This is a genomic window from Leclercia sp. GHBNCSD (genome assembly GCF_055805075.1).
The window spans coordinates 3,831,614-3,848,277 of sequence record NZ_JBQVYO010000001.1; the positions used below are offsets into that span (position 1 = coordinate 3,831,614).

Below are 16,664 nucleotides of genomic sequence, written 5' to 3' on the forward strand. Positions count from 1 at the left end.
TAAGAGCCTGAGAAAAAGGAGTCGCATCATGGCGGTTCAAAAATATGTCGTTCGTCTGCTGACCGTCGGGGCGCTGGCCCTGGCGTTAACGGGATGTATCTCCGTGCCTGATGCCATCCAGGGCAGCAGCCCCACGCCGCAGCAGGATCTGGTCCGGGTGATGAACGCCCCGGAACTCTACGTGGGTCAGGAAGCGCGTTTCGGCGGTAAAGTCGTGGAGGTGCTCAACCAGCAGGGGAAAACCCGTCTGGAGATTGCCACCGTTCCCCTCGACAGCGGCGCGCGTCCGGTGCTGGGTGAAGCCTCACGAGGCCGTATCTATGCCGATGTTAACGGCTTCCTCGACCCGGTGGATTTCCGGGGGCAACTGATCACCGTAGTGGGACCGATCACCGGCGCAGAGCAGGGTAAAGTCGGCAACACGCCTTATAAATTCATGACCATGCAGGCCAACGGCTATAAACGCTGGCGGGTGCAGCAGCAGGTGATGATGCCGCCACCCGACCCCTGGTACTGGGGACCGCATCCATGGCGTTATGGCTATGGTTACGGCTACGGCGGATGGCCAGGCTATGGTCCCGGTCCGGCTCAGGTCCGAACGATAGTAACAGAGTAAGTCACTGTTATTCTTAATTAAGAAACAGCGGCCCGTCCGCTGTTTTGTTTTTTCCACGGTAATAAGAAAAATAAATAGTGACGCGCTTCGCAACCTTAAATCCGGACAATAAATAAACTGGTACGCTGAGTTAATATTATGTTAACGACTTGTTTATTAACCGGGGTTGTGATGACGACGAACACGCATTTCAGAGGTGATGTAGTGAAGAAGGTTTGGCTTAACCGATATCCTGCGGATGTTCCCGCAGAGATAAATCCTGACCGTTATCAATCCCTGGTTGAACTGTTTGAAAACTCCGTAACGCGTTACGCCGATCAGCCTGCGTTTGTGAACATGGGCGAGGTGATGACCTTCCGTAAACTGGAAGAGCGCAGCCGGGCCTTTGCCGCCTATCTGCAACAGGGCTTAGGCCTGCAGAAGGGCGATCGCGTGGCGCTGATGATGCCCAACCTGCTGCAGTATCCGGTGGCGCTGTTCGGCATTCTGCGCGCCGGGATGATCGTGGTTAACGTCAACCCGCTCTATACTCCGCGTGAGCTGGAACATCAGTTGAATGACAGCGGTGCCGCGGCGATTGTGATTGTCTCCAACTTCGCCCACACGCTGGAAAAAGTGGTTGATAAGACCCAGGTCAAACACGTCATCCTGACGCGGATGGGCGACCAGCTCTCCACCGCCAAAGGGACGCTGGTTAACTTCGTCGTCAAATATGTCAAACGTCTGGTGCCGAAATATCACCTGCCGGATGCCATCTCTTTTCGCCAGGCGCTGCACACCGGCTACCGGATGCAGTACGTTAAGCCTGAGATCGTCTCGCAGGATCTGGCCTTCCTGCAATATACCGGCGGCACAACCGGCGTGGCGAAAGGGGCGATGCTTACCCACCGCAACATGCTGGCGAACCTCGAACAGGTCAATGCCACCTACGGGCCGCTGCTGCATCGCGGCAAAGAGCTGGTCATTACTGCGCTGCCGCTGTATCACATTTTTGCCCTGACCATGAACTGTCTGCTGTTTATCGAACTCGGCGGGCAGAACGTGCTCATCACCAACCCGCGTGATATTCCGGGACTGGTGAAAGAGCTGGCGAAATATCCGTTTACCGCCATGACCGGGGTAAACACCCTGTTTAACGCGCTGCTCAATAATAAAGAGTTCCAGCAGCTCGATTTCTCCACCCTGCATCTGTCAGCGGGCGGCGGGATGCCGGTGCAGCAGGCGGTGGCCGAGCGCTGGGTCAAGCTCACCGGGCAGTACCTGCTTGAAGGCTATGGCCTGACCGAGTGCGCCCCGCTGGTGAGCGTAAACCCGCACGATATCGACTATCACAGCGGCAGCATTGGCCTGCCGGTGCCCTCCACCGAAGCTAAACTGGTGGATGACGACGATAACGAAGTGCCGCATGGCGAGCCTGGCGAGCTGTGCGTAAGAGGGCCGCAGGTGATGCTGGGTTACTGGCAACGCCCGGACGCTACCGACGAAATTATCAAGGATGGCTGGCTGCACACCGGCGACATCGCGGTGATGGATGACGAAGGTTTCCTGCGCATCGTCGATCGTAAGAAAGATATGATCCTGGTCTCCGGGTTCAACGTCTATCCCAACGAGATCGAAGAGGTGGTGATGCAGCACAACGGCGTACTGGAAGTGGCCGCAGTAGGGGTACCGGCAGGCAGCAGCGGCGAAACGGTAAAAATCTTTGTGGTGAAAAAAGATCCTGCCCTGAGCGAAGACGCGCTGATCACCTTCTGCCGTCGCCATCTTACCGGCTACAAAGTGCCGAAGCTGGTGGAGTTTCGCGACGAACTGCCAAAATCGAACGTCGGGAAGATATTACGACGAGAATTACGTGACGAAGCGCGCGCCAAAGTAGACAATAAAGGCTGAGCTTCGTGTTAGTCACCCAGAAACGCTGGCCTGGCCAGCGTTTTTTTATGGGCGCAAACCATAGAGAAAATGATTTGAATTACCAGATGATCACCACCAACGACGAACTGGCTTCGCTGTGCGATCTCACCCGCGATGCATCCGCCATCGCGCTGGACACCGAGTTTGTTCGTACCCGCACTTACTACCCGCAGCTGGGTCTCATCCAACTGTATGACGGCAAACGGGTATCGCTTATCGATCCGCTGGGGATCACCGACTGGACGCCGATGCGTGAGTTGCTGCTGGACACCGCCATCACCAAATATCTGCATGCCGGCAGTGAAGATCTGGAAGTTTTCCTCAACACCTTCGGCATCATGCCGCAGCCGCTGATTGATACCCAGATCCTCGCCGCGTTTGCGGGTCGTCCACTATCATGGGGCTTTGCTGCCATGGTGGAAGAGTATACCGGCCTTGTCATCGACAAGAGCGAATCCCGCACCGACTGGCTGGCGCGTCCGCTGACCGAACGTCAGCTCGACTACGCGGCGGCGGATGTGTTCTACCTGCTGCCCATCGCCAGTCAATTGATGAAAGAGGCCGAAGCCTCCGGCTGGCTGGCTGCGGCGCTGAATGAGTGCCAGATGACGCAGCAGCGTCGTCAGGAGATCGCCGACCCGAAAGAGGCGTGGCGCGACATCACCAACGCCTGGCAGCTGCGCACTCGTCAGCTGGCCTGTCTGCAACTGCTGGCCGACTGGCGTCTGCGTAAGGCGCGTGAGCGTGACCTGGCGGTGAATTTTGTGGTGCGTGAGGAGCATCTCTGGGCCGTGGCGCGGTACATGCCGGGCAGCATGGGCGAGCTGGACAGTATCGGGCTTTCGGGTTCGGAGATCCGTTTCCACGGGAAAACGCTGCTGGCGCTGGTGGCGAAAGCTCAGCAACTGCCGGATGAGGCGCTGCCGGAGCCGCTGCTGAATCTGATGGATATGCCAGGGTATCGCAAAGCATTTAAGGCGATCAAGGCCCTGGTGCAGGAGGTGGCGTCAGAGAGCAAAGTCAGCGCCGAGCTGCTGGCCTCACGCCGTCAGATCAACCAGCTGCTGAACGCGCACTGGAAGCTGAAACCGCAAAACGGCACGCCGGAACTGATTGCCGGATGGCGCGGGGAATTGATGGCCGATCGCCTGAATGCGTTACTGGATGAGTATCCGCAGTAAGCGCGATCTGTAACCCCCGGCGGCGCTGCGCTTGCCGGGGCTACAAAACGACAAACCGTAGGCCGGGCAAACGACGTGCCGCCCGGCAATACGCACGTTTATGAACGCGACTCTTCCGCTTCCGGCAGGGTGACGTTGAGCTCCAGAATCGAGATATCTCCGTCTTTTTGCTCCAGCTGCACGGTGACCATTTCCGGGTCGATCTGCACGTATTTGCAGATCACTTCCAGGATGTCTTTGCGCAGCTGCGGCAGATAGTGCGGTTCAGCGTCGCTGCGGCGGCGTTCCGCCACGATGATCTGAAGTCGTTCTTTAGCGATGTTGGCGGTGTTTTTTTTCCGCGAGAGAAAAAAGTCCAGTAATGCCATAACTTATCCTCCGAACAGGCGTTTGAGGAAACCTTTCTTCTCTTCTTCAATGAAGCGGAAAGGACGTTCTTCTCCGAGCAGACGATCCACAGTGTCCGCATACGCTTTACCCGCGTCTGCGTTGGCGTCGAGGATAACCGGTTCACCCTGGTTAGAGGCGCGCAGCACGGATTGATCTTCCGGGATAACGCCAACCAGTTTGATGCGCAGGATCTCCAGCACGTCTTCCATACTCAGCATATCACCTTTGCTGACACGACCCGGATTATAGCGGGTCAGCAGCAGGTGCTCTTTGATCGGTTCCTGACCATTTTCCGCTCGACGGGATTTTGAGGCAAGGATACCTAAAATACGGTCCGAGTCGCGCACGGATGAGACTTCCGGGTTGGTGGTGATGATCGCTTCATCGGCGAAGTAGAGCGCCATCAGCGCACCGGTTTCGATGCCCGCAGGTGAATCGCAGATCACGAAATCGAAGTCCATCTTGTTCAGCTCATCGAGCACTTTTTCCACGCCTTCACGGGTCAGCGCGTCTTTGTCGCGCGTCTGGGAAGCGGGAAGAATATAGAGATTGTCGGTACGCTTATCTTTAATCATTGCCTGATTCAGCGTGGCATCACCCTGAATCACGTTTACAAAGTCGTAAACCACGCGGCGTTCACAACCCATAATCAGGTCAAGGTTACGCAGGCCGATATCAAAGTCGATAACGACAGTTTTCTTTCCCTTCTGGGCCAAACCAGTAGCGATGGCCGCGCTGGAGGTGGTCTTGCCAACGCCTCCTTTACCCGAAGTAACAACAATAATGCGTGCCATAGAAATTCCTTGTTAAAAAGGGATCAATTCAACGGTTGAACGGTCAAAGCGTTGTCTGCCAGACGCAAACGCGCTGCTTTGCCAGAAAATTCGGCCGGGATGTTATCGCTCAGCCAGTAAACACCTGCGATGGAGACCAGCTCCGCCTCCAGGTGGGTACAAAAAATTTGCGCATCGCGATCGCCACTGGCGCCTGCCAGCGCCCGGCCTCGCATTGAGCCATAGATATGAATATTGCCATCGGCAATAAGCTCCGCTCCTGCGCTGACGTGGTTTGTTACAATAAGGTCACAATTTGGCGCATAAATACGCTGCCCGGAACGTACCGGCAGGTCGATCAAACGCGTTTTTGTGGCGGGTGTAACAGGAAGTTCAGGCGGGGCAGGGGGCTCTGCGCGCGGGGCTTTATCTTTACCTTCGGTGAGCAGCGGAAGACCCGCCTCGTCGATTTCGGCTTTCAGTTCAGGATCTTTACAGCCGCTGATGCCGACAATCCGCAGCCCGGTGGCTAAGACCGCCTGTTGCAGCTGCTGCCAGTTAATCGGCGCTTCAAGATCGCTGACGTTAATGACGACGGGCGCATGTTTCAGAAATGCGGGCGCCTGGGCGATTTTGTCTTCTAACGCCTGACGAATAACCTCGGGTTTTGCTTCATGCAAATGAACCACTGATAAGGTGAAGCTACTGCCTTTAAGCTCGATTGGCGTGTTTGACATCCTGGCCTTACTCAATTTGCTTTTTACCACGGCGTGTGCGTCGTGATATTCCGAAGAGTATCAGGCATGTTATAGTCACAATTATATTGAGGCAAGTCACCCTCCCCGTTAATTCTGAGTAAATATATGTTTTGTGTGATCTACAGAAGTACCCAGCGCGACCAGACCTATCTTTATGTCGAAAAAAAAGACGATTTTTCCCGTGTGCCTGAGGCGCTGATGAAGAGCTTCGGTAAGCCGCAACTGGTGATGCTCATGCCGCTTGACGGGCGTAAGCAGCTGAAGAACGCCGATCTGGAAAAAGTAAAAAGCGCGTTAGCCGAACAGGGCTATTATTTACAACTCCCTCCGCCGCAAGAGAATTTACTCAAACAGCATCTTGAGGCGCTGGGGAAAAAATAGTTTGAGATTAATCTGTCAGCGTTACATTAACCTTTAGGGGCTCATTATGTATCAGCATCATAACTGGCAAGGCGCCTTGCTGGATTATCCGGTCAGTAAAGTCGTCTGTGTGGGCAGTAATTACGCAAAGCATATTCAGGAAATGGGCAGTGCAGTTCCGGACGAGCCGGTGCTGTTTATTAAACCCGAAACCGCACTCTGCGATATCCGCCAGCCGCTGGTGATCCCGCAGGGGCTGGGGTCGGTGCACCACGAAGTGGAGCTGGCGGTGCTGATTGGCGCCACGCTGCGCCAGGCCTCTGAAGATCATGTGCAGAAGGCGATTGCCGGTTATGGTGTGGCGCTGGATCTCACCCTGCGCGAGGTGCAGGGCAAAATGAAAAAAGCGGGCCAGCCGTGGGAGAAAGCCAAAGGTTTTGATAATTCCTGCCCCATCTCCGGGTTTGTACCGGCGGCGGAGTTCCAGGACGATCCGCAGAATACGACCCTGAGCCTGAAAATTAACGGCGAAGTGCGTCAGCAGGGCTCTACCTCTGACATGATCCATAAGATTGTGCCGCTGATTGCCTATATGAGCCGTTACTTCACCCTGAAACCGGGCGATGTGATCCTCACCGGCACCCCGGAAGGGGTGGGGCCGCTGCACAGTGGCGATGAGCTGGACCTATCCGTCAACGGTCTGTCACTAAAAACACGCGTACTGTAATCCTCGCTTGCCGCGCTTTTCGGGCGGCAAAACTTGCATCGAGGTGCCAGACTGGTTATAAGGTGCGCTTTATTTTGACGTGTGGACATCCTTATGAGCGAAATCCCTTTCTGGCAAAGCAAAACTCTCGACAACATGACCGACGCCGAGTGGGAATCGCTGTGCGATGGTTGCGGGCAGTGCTGCCTGCATAAGCTGATGGATGAAGACTCGGACGAAATCTATTTCACCAATGTCGCCTGTAATCAGCTGAATATCAAAACCTGCCAGTGCCGCAACTACGAGCGGCGTTTCGAGCTGGAGCCGGACTGCATCAAGCTGACCCGGGATAACCTGCCGACCTTCGAATGGCTGCCCCCGACCTGCGCCTACCGCCTGCTGGCGGAAGGGAAAGATCTGCCGGCGTGGCACCCGCTGCTGACCGGCTCAAAAGCGGCGATGCACGGCGAGCGGATCTCCGTGCGTCATATCGCGGTGAAAGAGTCCGAGGTGCGGGACTGGGAAGACCATATTCTGAATCATCCCAACCGCTGATAATAAAAAACCCGCCAAGGCGGGTTTTTTAATGTGCGGCTTTATTGCCGGGTGACGCTGCGCTTACCCGTAGGCCCGTGCAAGCGAAGCGCCGCCGGGCATCAACGACCAAACAGATCGCGTTTTTTCGCTTTAAACGGCTGGGCAATCAGCACCAGCAGCGCCACGATCAGGTAGGCGGCAAAAATGCCCACCAGCCACTGCGGCATCTCCAGGGTCAGGAATTCCCACTGACGCACGGCGCAGTCACCGGTAGCCACAAAGACCTGCGGCAGCCACTTGTCCAGCGGCAACCAGCTCGGAAAGCTGGCGGCAAAGTCACAGGTCTGGAACGGCGACGGGTGCAGCTGGATCATGGTGTGCTCCCAGGCCAGTTGCAGGCCTTTACCGGCACTGTAAAGCCAGATGGCAATGGCACCATAGCGCAGCGGGCTTTTTGGGGCGATGGCGCCCACCAGACCCGCGCCCATGACGCCAAACAGCGCGCAGCGTTCATAGATACAGAGTACGCATGGCTTCAGCAGCATTACGTGCTGGAACCACAATGCCACCATTTCTAACACGAAGGCGGTCAGGGCCAACAACAACCACGCCCCGCGACCGCGCGAGCACTGGTTCAAAAATTTCAACATAATCATTTCCCTGGAGCAGGTATAGAAAGCGCAGTGTAAACGAAATCAATCTACGCGCCAGCTTCAGCGCGTAAAATATAACGTAATCGAATACTTATCATGCACAAGTGCAGCCGGGCAATGACCGCCCGGCCGACTCATTTAATGCGTCGCCAGTATACCTGCCTGCAGCATCCATTGGGTAAAAGGAATGAGGGTAATTTTGACGCACAGCAAACCCACAGCGGTTAACACCAGGCTATAAGGCAGCGCCATCCATACCATCCGGCCATAAGAGAGGCGGATAAGTGGGGCGAGGGTGGAGGTCAGTAAGAACAGGAAGGCCGCCTGACCGTTTGGCGTGGCCACGGAAGGCAGGTTGGTGCCGGTGTTGATCGCCACCGCCAGCAGTTCAAACTGCTCCCGGTCGATGATACCACTCTCCATCGCCGCTTTCGCTTCGTTGATATAGACCGAACCGACAAAGACGTTATCGGAGATGGCCGACAGCAGGCCGTTAAACAGATAAAACAGCGACAGCTGGGCATCGGGAGCCGCCTGTAGCACGAAGTTAATGATCGGCCCAAACAGGTGCTGATCGACGATCACCGCCACTACCGCGAAAAAGACCGCCAGCAGCGCGGTAAACGGCAGCGCTTCGGTAAAGGCTTTACCGATGGCATGTTCATCCGTCACGCCGGAGAAGGTGGTCGCCAGGATAATGACCGACAGACCAATCAGTCCCACCTCCGCCAGATGAAACGCCAGGGCGATAATCAGCCAGACGCCAATGATGCCCTGGGAAATCAGCGCCAGCCGCTGCTGACGGGTACGCTGGCTGCGGCTCTCTTCGTCGAAGCGTTGCAGCACGTCGCGCACCTGATTCGGCAGCAGGGTGCCGTAACCAAACCACCTGAACTTCTCTACCAGCCAGCAGGTGAGCAGGCCGCACACCAGCACCGGCACGCTGACGGGAGCAACGCGCAGGAAAAATTCGATAAAATTCCAGTCCGCAGCTTTGGCGATAATCAGGTTCTGCGGCTCGCCGACCATGGTCATGACGCCGCCCAGCGCAGTCCCCACGCCAGCATGCATCATCAGGCTGCGCAGAAAGGCGCGAAACTGCTCCAGCACGTCGCGCTGGTGGGCATCAACCTGACTGTCATCCTGCATGCCCGATGCCGGCTGGGAAGAGGCCACCCGGTGATAAATCCCGTAAAAGCCGACGGCGACGCTGATCACCACTGCCACCACGGTCAATGCATCGAGGAAGGCCGATAAAAAAGCGGCCGCCAGACAGAAGGCCAGCGACAGCAGTCTTTTTGAGGGGATGCTCAACAGCAGGCGGGTAAAAATGAACAGCAGCAGCTGCTTCATAAAATAGATCCCGGCCACCATAAACATCAGCAGCAGGAGCACTTCCAGGTTGGACGCCAGCTCTTCTCTCACGTGTTCCGCACTGGTCATCCCTATTGCTACCGCCTCGAAGGCCAGCAGGCCGCCCGGCAGCAGGGGGTAACACTTCAGCGCCATGGCCAGGGTAAAGATGAACTCTGCCACCAGCAACCAGCCTGCGGCAAAAGGACTCACCATAAAGATAAGCGGGTTAATTACCAGGAAGATAACCAGAGCCAGTTTGTACCAGTCGGGAGACTGGCCTAAAAAATTGCGCCAAAGGGCGCGACGATACGACATTTTCACAACAGATTTCCTTGCCCGTCACATAATTACGCACTAAGTATACGCAAATGGCGCCGGGGAAGGAGCGCAGGCCGCGTTTTTTTAAATGATAAAAATAAAACGGCGATCCCTTTTTTCTCGCCTCGCTGCGCTATCTGCCTCTGTCTGCCTCTGGTATGATGAGTGAATTTTGTAAAAAGCAGTGGAATGGAAAACTCACTATGGTAATAAAGGCGCAAAGCCCGGCGGGTTTCGCGGAAGAGTATATTATCGAAAGCATCTGGAACAACCGTTTCCCCCCAGGCTCGATTCTTCCCGCAGAACGCGAACTCTCTGAACTGATTGGCGTCACACGTACCACCTTACGTGAAGTGTTGCAGCGACTGGCACGCGACGGCTGGCTGACGATCCAACACGGCAAACCGACCAAAGTGAATAACTTCTGGGAAACGTCGGGTCTGAATATCCTTGAAACGCTTGCGCGCCTCGATCACGAGAGCGTGCCGCAGCTGATCGACAATCTGCTCTCCGTGCGCACCAACATCGCTACCATCTTTATCCGCACGGCGTTTCGCCAGCATCCGGATAAGGCGCAGGAGGTGCTCGCCCGCGCTACGGCGGTGGAAGATCACGCCGACGCCTTTGCGCTGCTGGATTACAACGTCTTCCGCGGGCTGGCGTTTGCCTCCGGCAACCCAATTTACGGCCTGATCCTCAACGGCATGAAAGGGCTCTATACCCGCATCGGTCGTCACTACTTCGCCAATCCGGAAGCCCGCAGCCTCGCGCTGGGCTTCTATCACAAGCTGAGCGAACTCTGTGCCGAAGGCCAGCACGATCAGGTGTATGACATCGTGCGTCGCTACGGTCGCGACAGCGGCGAGATCTGGCACCGGATGCAGAAGACCCTGCCGGGCGATCTCTCCATCCACGGCCGATAAAATAAAAAACCTCTCATCTGAGAGGTTTTTTTGCCGGGTGGCGGCTAAGCCTTACCCGGCCTACAAAATCCGCAATATATGTTTGCCGGATAAGCGAACGCCACCCGGCAAACAGGCGATACCGGCCTAAAGGATATTACCCTTAGGTGGGCAGCGCTCCAGCAACTCCACGCTGCCATCTTCGTTCTGCTGTTCAAGCAGAATGTCAAAGCCCCACAGACGATGTACGTGCTTCAGCACCTCTTTACGTCCTTTATCCAGCGGCGCGCGGTTATGCGGGATATAGCGCAGCGTCAGGGAGCGATCCCCGCGCAGATCCACATTCCAGACCTGAATATTCGGCTCCAGATTGCTTAAGTTGTACTGGGCCGAGAGACGGGAGCGGATCTCACGGTATCCCTCTTCGTTGTGGATCGCCGAAATTTCCAGATAGTTGTTGTGATCGTCATCCAGCACCGTAAACAGGCGGAAATCACGCATCACCTTCGGCGACAGGAACTGGCTGATAAAGCTCTCATCTTTAAAGTCGCGCATCGCAAAATGGAGCGTCTCCAGCCAGTCGGAACCGGCGATATCCGGGAACCAGTATTTATCCTCGTCCGTCGGGTTCTGGCAGATACGCTTGATATCCTGGAACATGGCAAAGCCCAGCGCATAAGGGTTAATACCGCTGTACCACGGGCTGTTGTAAGGCGGCTGGAACACCACGTTGGTGTGGCTGTGCAGGAACTCCAGCATAAAGCGTTCGGTCACTTTGCCTTCGTCATAGAGGTGATTGAGGATAGTGTAGTGCCAGAAGGTGGCCCAGCCCTCGTTCATCACCTGGGTCTGCTTTTGCGGGTAGAAGTACTGACTCACCTTGCGCACGATGCGCAGGATCTCACGCTGCCACGGCTCCAGCAGCGGGGCGTTCTTCTCCATAAAGTAGAGCAGGTTCTCCTGCGGCTCAGAGGGATAACGGCGTGCTTCGGGAACCGCTTTCTCCTCTTCCCGTTTCGGCAGGGTACGCCACAGGGTATTCACCTGGCTTTGCAGATACTCTTCACGGCTTTTCTGCCGGGCTTTCTCCTCCTGCAAGGAGATCTTCTGCGGACGTTTGTAGCGATCCACGCCGTAGTTCATCAGCGCATGGCAGGAGTCCAGCAGCTTCTCGACCTCTTCCACCCCGTAGCGCTCTTCGCATTCGGTAATGTAGTTTCGGGCGAAGATCAGGTAATCGACAATCGAGCTGGCGTCGGTCCAGCTGCGGAACAGGTAGTTATTTTTGAAAAACGAGTTGTGCCCGTAGCAGGCGTGCGCCATTACCAGCGCCTGCATGGTGATGGTGTTCTCTTCCATCAGGTAGGCGATACAGGGGTTAGAGTTAATGACGATCTCATAGGCCAGCCCCTGCTGACCGTGCTTGTAGAGCCGTTCGGTCTCAATGAATTTTTTACCAAACGACCAGTGGGTATAGTTAATGGGCATCCCGACGCTGGAGTAAGCGTCCATCATCTGTTCGGAGGTGATCACTTCGATTTGATGGGGATAGGCGTCCAGACGGTAGAGTTTTGCCACCCGGTCAATTTCCGCCAGATAGGTGTCCAGCAGCTCGAATGTCCAGTCGGGTCCATCGCTCAGACGAGTGGTGTCCTTATTCATGGAATCAATAGTAGCCATTAGCGCGCCCTCGTTGTTGGTAGCTCTCTCTGTCTGGAGAACCTCTTTTCAAGCATAGAACACGCCATTCAAAAGCGTGCTGGTGCGCTATTTTTTTCTTTGCGATTTCCCGTCGCGGGCATGACGAAAAGGGGGTGGGTAACAGCATAATCTGCTGGTTAAAAATGCCGCGCAGCATGAGATGCCAAATACGCCACAGCCCCGTCATAGGGGGAAGGTGTGAGGTAAGTCACCATAAAAAATGCCTATGTTGAATAATATTTTCATCTGGGTTATCAATGTGTAACCAGAAGATTGTTCTTTTGCTTATAAATGGAGTGGCTATGCGTGTTGTCATACTGGGAAGTGGCGTCGTTGGTGTGACCAGCGCCTGGTATTTAAGTCAGGCCGGGCATGATGTAACCGTCATCGATCGGGAACCGGGTCCGGCACTGGAGACCAGCGCGGCGAACGCCGGACAAATCTCTCCGGGCTACGCGGCGCCGTGGGCGGCACCGGGCGTACCGCTGAAGGCGATTAAGTGGATGTTCCAGCGTCATGCGCCGCTGGCGATCAGTCTCGACGGCACTCAGTTCCAGCTGAAGTGGATGTGGCAGATGCTGCGCAACTGCGACACTTCGCACTACATGGAAAACAAAGGACGGATGGTGCGTCTGGCAGAGTACAGCCGCGACTGCCTGAAAGCGCTGCGTGCCGCCACCGGTATCCAGTATGAAGGCCGTCAGGGAGGCACCCTGCAGCTGTTCCGCACCGCCCAGCAGTACGAAAACGCCACCCGTGATATCGCTGTACTCAAGGATGCGGGCGTCCCGTATCAGCTGCTGGAAGCGAGCCAGCTGGCGCAGGTGGAACCGGCCCTGGCGGAAGTCGCGCATAAGCTGACCGGCGGTCTGCGTCTGCCTAATGACGAGACCGGCGACTGCCAGCTCTTTACCCAGAATCTGGCGCAGATGGCCGAGCAGGCCGGCGTCAAATTCCGCTACAACACCGGTGTCGATAAACTTCTCTACGAAGGGGATAACATCTATGGCGTGCTGTGTGGCGACGAGGTGGTGAAGGCCGACGCTTACGTGATGGCTTTTGGCTCTTACTCTACCGCCATGCTGAAAGGGATTGTGGACATTCCGGTCTACCCGCTGAAAGGTTATTCGCTCACTATTCCGGTCAAAGAGGAGAGCGGTGCCCCGGTTTCAACTATCCTTGATGAAACCTACAAAATCGCGATCACCCGTTTTGACAACCGGATCCGCGTGGGAGGAATGGCGGAAATCGTCGGCTTTAACACTGAGCTGCTGAAACCGCGTCGGGAAACGCTGGAGATGGTCGTTGGCGATCTCTTCCCGCGCGGCGGCTTTATCGAACAGGCGACCTTCTGGACCGGGCTGCGTCCAATGACCCCGGACGGTACCCCGGTGGTCGGGCGGACACCGTTTAAAAACCTGTGGCTAAACACCGGACACGGTACGCTGGGCTGGACAATGGCCTGCGGTTCAGGGCAGCTACTCAGTGATTTGATCTCCGGGCGCACACCCGCTATTCCGTTTGATGATTTAAGCGTTGCGCGCTACCGTCCGGGATTCACGCCGTCACGTCCACAACATTTACACGGCGCGCATAACTAACAAGGAGTCGTCATGTCCCGTCCTGTTCTGGCTCAGATGGATCTGCAGGCCCTGAAGGATAATCTGCAAATTGTCCGTCGCGCTGCGCCCGCTTCACGCGTCTGGACCGTGGTCAAAGCCAATGCTTACGGCCACGGTCTGGACCGCATCTGGAGCGCGTTAAGCGCAACGGATGGTTTTGCGCTGCTCAACCTTGAAGAGGCGATCCTGCTGCGCGAGCGCGGCTGGAAAGGGCCGATTCTGATGCTCGAAGGCTTCTTCCACAGCGATGAACTGCCGCTGTTCGATAAGTACCGCCTGACTACCAGCGTGCACAGCAACTGGCAGGTCAAGGCGCTACAGAATGCGAAGCTGCATGCCCCGCTCGATATCTACCTGAAAATGAACAGCGGTATGAACCGGCTCGGTTTCCAGCCGGAGCGCGTGCACAGCGTCTGGCAACAGCTGCGGGCGCTGAAGAACGTCGGCGAAATGACCCTGATGGCCCATTTTGCCGATGCGGAAAAGACGGAGGGCATTGTCGAACCGATGAAGCGCATCGAGCAGGCAGCAGAAGGTCTGGCCTGTCCGCGTTCGCTTTCCAACTCGGCGGCAACGCTCTGGCATCCGGAGGCGCATTTTGACTGGGTGCGTCCGGGGATCATCCTCTACGGCGCCTCGCCGTCGGGTCAGTGGCAGGATATCGCCAACAGCGGCCTGAAGCCGGTGATGACCCTGCGCAGTGAGATCATTGGCGTCCAGACCCTGAAAGCGGGGGATACCGTGGGTTACGGCAGCCGCTATCGTGCGTCGGGCGAACAGCGGATCGGCATCGTCGCCGGGGGTTATGCCGACGGCTATCCGCGCGTTGCCCCTTCCGGTACCCCGGTATGGGTGGACGGCGTGCGCACCGGCACGGTCGGCACGGTGTCGATGGATATGCTGGCGATTGACCTGACGCCGTGCCCGCATGCGGGGATCGGTACGCCGGTTGAGCTGTGGGGCAACGAGGTGAAAGTGGACGATGTCGCCGCCGCCGCGGGCACCGTCGGGTATGAGCTGTTAACGGCGTTAGCGCCACGAGTACCGATCGTCGTTGTGTAACATCGCCCGGCGGCGCGACGCTTGCCGGGCCTACAAAACCCGTAGGCCGGGTAAGGCGTAGCCGCCACCCGGCAAACCGGCCTACTCTTCGGCATCCTCCGCCACGCGCACGCCCACCCTCAGCACCGCGTTATCCTCTTTCTCCGCCACCGTCCAGATCATCCCGGCAAACTCCACCTGGTCACCCACGACCGGCGCGGCACCGAGCTGCTTCTGCACGATCTCGCCCAGGGTCTGCTGGTTATCGCGATACTCCAGCCCGACATCCAGACCGTAAATCATCGCCACGTCGGCAAATTTGGCGCTGGCTTCCAGAATAAAGTCCCCGAAGAAGCGCTGATCCAGTGCCACCGGCGGCGACTGGCTGAAGAGCTTGCCAAGGGCAGGAAGGTCATGCTCGCGACCAATCACACAGAGAATATCTCCCTCGCGCAGCCGGGTGCTGCCGGTCGGATGCAGCAGGGCATTATCGCGGAAGAGGGCGGCAATGCGCGTCTCGGCGGGCATATGGAGGTCGCGCAGCGAGGCGCCCACGCACCACTTATCGGCGCTGAGCTGGTACACAAACTGCTCCCAGGGGTTTTCAGGGTGAAGATCCAGCCCCACGCGGGAGACCGGCCAGCCCACCGGTGGGATCACCACCTTCGCTTTTTTCGCCGCCCACGACAGCGACGTGCCCTGGAACAGCAGCGACACCAGCACCACGAAGAACGCCACGTTGAAGAAGAGACGGGAATTATCGAGCCCAGCCATCATCGGGAACACTGCGAGGATGATCGGCACCGCACCGCGCAGTCCCACCCAGCTGATAAACACCCGCTCGCGCAGGTTAAAGCCTCTGAAAGGCAGCAGTCCGGCGAAGACCGACAGCGGACGGGCAAAGAAGATCATCCACAGTGACAGCATCAGCGCCGGAACGGCAATCGGTAGCAGATCCGACGGCGTCACCAGCAGCCCCAGCACCAGGAACATGCCAATCTGCGCCAGCCAGGCCAGGCCATCGAAGTTTTGCAGAATGCCAAAGCGGTTGCGGATTGGACGGTTGCCGAGCAGGAAACCGCAGAGATAGACCGCCAGAATGCCGCTGCCGTCCAGCGCCGTGGTAAGGGCGAAAATCAAAATCCCGCCGCTCAGCGCCAGCAGCGGATAGAGCCCGCCCGGGAGCGAGATGCGGTTGATCATCTGTTGCAGCAGATAGCCGCCGCCAAGGCCAAAGAGGATACCCAGACCAAACTGTTGAATGATGTGCCAGGCGAACATCCAGCTCAGGCCGGTTTCATGCTGCTGGATCATCTCAATCAGGGTGATGGTGAGAAACACCGCCATCGGATCGTTACTGCCGGATTCAATCTCCAGCGTCGAGCCGACACGTTCGTTCAGCCCTTTGCCACCCAGCAGGGAGAAGACCGCCGCGGCATCGGTAGAGCCGACAATCGCGCCAATCAGTAACCCTTCCATCAGGTCAAGGTGGAACAGCCACGCCGCCATCATCCCGGTGAGGCCGGAGGTGATTAGCACCCCGACCGTTGCCAGCGACAGGGCCGGGCCCAGCGCCACGCGAAACGAACTGGCCTGGGTGCGCATCCCGCCATCCAGCAGGATCACCGCCAGGGCGAGGTTACTGATCATGTACGCAAACGGGTAGTTGTCGAAGGGGATGCCCCCGATGCCATCAACCCCCGCCAGCATGCCGATGGCGAGGAAAATAACCAGAATGGGGATGCCGAGACGCGAAGAAAACGAACTCAATAAAATACTACAGGTTACAAGAACTGAACCCAGGATAAAAAGACTGATTATTGCTGCGGCATCCAATGT

Annotated in this window: 15 protein-coding genes and 1 pseudogene; 9 read left to right on the top strand and 7 right to left on the bottom strand. The window is 56.8% G+C overall.

The window, feature by feature from the left end; translation table 11 throughout:
- Window positions 1–28: 28 nt before the first annotated feature.
- The 3 genes from ACT3IC_RS18320 (at window position 29) to rnd (ending at window position 3,708) form a co-directional block, all read left to right on the top strand.
- On the top strand, window positions 29–616 hold the full coding sequence (locus ACT3IC_RS18320; protein ID WP_156654701.1) for a Slp/YeaY family lipoprotein: 588 nt from the start codon (window positions 29–31) through the stop codon (window positions 614–616).
- 204 nt (window positions 617–820) lie between these two features.
- Complete coding sequence (gene fadD, locus ACT3IC_RS18325) at window positions 821–2,506, top strand: long-chain-fatty-acid--CoA ligase FadD (RefSeq protein ID WP_139156349.1); 1,686 nt, start codon at window positions 821–823, stop codon at window positions 2,504–2,506.
- Between the two features lie 74 nt (window positions 2,507–2,580).
- Entirely contained in the window at window positions 2,581–3,708 is a 1,128-nt protein-coding gene (gene rnd / locus ACT3IC_RS18330) for a ribonuclease D (protein WP_473478514.1), read from the top strand.
- Between the two features lie 98 nt (window positions 3,709–3,806).
- On the opposite strand, the gene minE is transcribed toward rnd, so the two are convergent.
- From minE to minC, 3 genes are read right to left on the bottom strand one after another with little or no spacing between them, the layout of a single operon-like run.
- A complete protein-coding gene (gene minE, locus ACT3IC_RS18335) occupies window positions 3,807–4,076 on the bottom strand; it encodes a cell division topological specificity factor MinE (RefSeq protein ID WP_103180012.1) in 270 nt (89 codons plus the stop codon).
- A gap of 3 nt (window positions 4,077–4,079) precedes the next feature.
- Complete coding sequence (gene minD / locus ACT3IC_RS18340; protein ID WP_103180011.1) at window positions 4,080–4,892, bottom strand: septum site-determining protein MinD; 813 nt, start codon at window positions 4,890–4,892, stop codon at window positions 4,080–4,082.
- Between the two features lie 23 nt (window positions 4,893–4,915).
- On the bottom strand, window positions 4,916–5,608 hold the full coding sequence (minC, locus tag ACT3IC_RS18345; protein WP_103180010.1) for a septum site-determining protein MinC: 693 nt from the start codon (window positions 5,606–5,608) through the stop codon (window positions 4,916–4,918).
- Window positions 5,609–5,734: 126 nt separating this feature from the next.
- Between minC and ACT3IC_RS18350 the strand changes: the two genes are divergently transcribed.
- From ACT3IC_RS18350 to ACT3IC_RS18360, 3 genes are all read left to right on the top strand, one after another.
- Entirely contained in the window at window positions 5,735–6,010 is a 276-nt protein-coding gene (locus ACT3IC_RS18350; protein ID WP_103180009.1) for a YcgL domain-containing protein, read from the top strand.
- Window positions 6,011–6,056: 46 nt separating this feature from the next.
- Window positions 6,057–6,716 carry a fumarylacetoacetate hydrolase family protein gene (locus ACT3IC_RS18355; RefSeq protein WP_103180008.1) on the top strand — a complete coding sequence of 220 codons (660 nt, stop codon included), beginning with the start codon at window positions 6,057–6,059 and terminating at the stop codon, window positions 6,714–6,716.
- Window positions 6,717–6,809: 93 nt separating this feature from the next.
- Window positions 6,810–7,250 (top strand): YcgN family cysteine cluster protein, encoded by a 441-nt coding sequence (locus ACT3IC_RS18360; RefSeq protein WP_103180007.1) that lies wholly within the window; start codon window positions 6,810–6,812, stop codon window positions 7,248–7,250.
- 101 nt (window positions 7,251–7,351) lie between these two features.
- On the opposite strand, the gene dsbB is transcribed toward ACT3IC_RS18360, so the two are convergent.
- Window positions 7,352–7,882 carry a disulfide bond formation protein DsbB gene (dsbB, locus tag ACT3IC_RS18365; protein WP_103180006.1) on the bottom strand — a complete coding sequence of 177 codons (531 nt, stop codon included), beginning with the start codon at window positions 7,880–7,882 and terminating at the stop codon, window positions 7,352–7,354.
- 141 nt (window positions 7,883–8,023) lie between these two features.
- Window positions 8,024–9,562, bottom strand: a complete 1,539-nt coding sequence (gene nhaB, locus ACT3IC_RS18370; RefSeq protein ID WP_103180005.1) for a sodium/proton antiporter NhaB — start codon at window positions 9,560–9,562, stop codon at window positions 8,024–8,026.
- Window positions 9,563–9,762: 200 nt separating this feature from the next.
- Here nhaB and fadR point away from each other — a divergent pair, with 200 nt between their 5' ends.
- The gene (fadR, locus tag ACT3IC_RS18375) at window positions 9,763–10,482 is read left to right on the top strand and encodes a fatty acid metabolism transcriptional regulator FadR (protein ID WP_103180004.1); all 720 of its coding nucleotides are present in this window, start codon (window positions 9,763–9,765) and stop codon (window positions 10,480–10,482) included.
- 126 nt (window positions 10,483–10,608) lie between these two features.
- On the opposite strand, the gene ACT3IC_RS18380 is transcribed toward fadR, so the two are convergent.
- A complete protein-coding gene (locus ACT3IC_RS18380) occupies window positions 10,609–12,141 on the bottom strand; it encodes a SpoVR family protein (protein ID WP_103180003.1) in 1,533 nt (510 codons plus the stop codon).
- A 323-nt stretch (window positions 12,142–12,464) separates the two neighbouring features.
- On the opposite strand from ACT3IC_RS18380, the gene ACT3IC_RS18385 reads away from it, so the two are divergent.
- Both ACT3IC_RS18385 and dadX read left to right on the top strand, forming a co-directional pair.
- Window positions 12,465–13,763 carry a D-amino acid dehydrogenase gene (locus tag ACT3IC_RS18385; protein ID WP_156654699.1) on the top strand — a complete coding sequence of 433 codons (1,299 nt, stop codon included), beginning with the start codon at window positions 12,465–12,467 and terminating at the stop codon, window positions 13,761–13,763.
- Between the two features lie 12 nt (window positions 13,764–13,775).
- Window positions 13,776–14,846, top strand: a complete 1,071-nt coding sequence (dadX, locus tag ACT3IC_RS18390; RefSeq protein ID WP_103180001.1) for a catabolic alanine racemase DadX — start codon at window positions 13,776–13,778, stop codon at window positions 14,844–14,846.
- Window positions 14,847–14,993: 147 nt separating this feature from the next.
- Here the strand turns inward: dadX and ACT3IC_RS18395 are convergent.
- Window positions 14,994–16,661, bottom strand: a pseudogene (locus ACT3IC_RS18395) (potassium/proton antiporter); the annotation flags it as partial.
- Window positions 16,662–16,664: the final 3 nt, after the last annotated feature.

What these genes read in the sequence shown, in the direction of transcription:
- ACT3IC_RS18320 (WP_156654701.1), top strand. Translation starts at nt 29, where the DNA reads ATGGCGGTTCAAAAATATGTCGTTCGTCTGCTGACCGTCGGGGCGCTG.
- minE (WP_103180012.1), bottom strand. Translation starts at nt 4,076, where the DNA reads ATGGCATTACTGGACTTTTTTCTCTCGCGGAAAAAAAACACCGCCAAC.
- minD (WP_103180011.1), bottom strand. Translation starts at nt 4,892, where the DNA reads ATGGCACGCATTATTGTTGTTACTTCGGGTAAAGGAGGCGTTGGCAAG.
- minC (WP_103180010.1), bottom strand. Translation starts at nt 5,608, where the DNA reads ATGTCAAACACGCCAATCGAGCTTAAAGGCAGTAGCTTCACCTTATCA.
- ACT3IC_RS18350 (WP_103180009.1), top strand. Translation starts at nt 5,735, where the DNA reads ATGTTTTGTGTGATCTACAGAAGTACCCAGCGCGACCAGACCTATCTT.
- ACT3IC_RS18355 (WP_103180008.1), top strand. Translation starts at nt 6,057, where the DNA reads ATGTATCAGCATCATAACTGGCAAGGCGCCTTGCTGGATTATCCGGTC.
- ACT3IC_RS18360 (WP_103180007.1), top strand. Translation starts at nt 6,810, where the DNA reads ATGAGCGAAATCCCTTTCTGGCAAAGCAAAACTCTCGACAACATGACC.
- dsbB (WP_103180006.1), bottom strand. Translation starts at nt 7,882, where the DNA reads ATGTTGAAATTTTTGAACCAGTGCTCGCGCGGTCGCGGGGCGTGGTTG.
- fadR (WP_103180004.1), top strand. Translation starts at nt 9,763, where the DNA reads ATGGTAATAAAGGCGCAAAGCCCGGCGGGTTTCGCGGAAGAGTATATT.
- ACT3IC_RS18380 (WP_103180003.1), bottom strand. Translation starts at nt 12,141, where the DNA reads ATGGCTACTATTGATTCCATGAATAAGGACACCACTCGTCTGAGCGAT.
- ACT3IC_RS18385 (WP_156654699.1), top strand. Translation starts at nt 12,465, where the DNA reads ATGCGTGTTGTCATACTGGGAAGTGGCGTCGTTGGTGTGACCAGCGCC.
- dadX (WP_103180001.1), top strand. Translation starts at nt 13,776, where the DNA reads ATGTCCCGTCCTGTTCTGGCTCAGATGGATCTGCAGGCCCTGAAGGAT.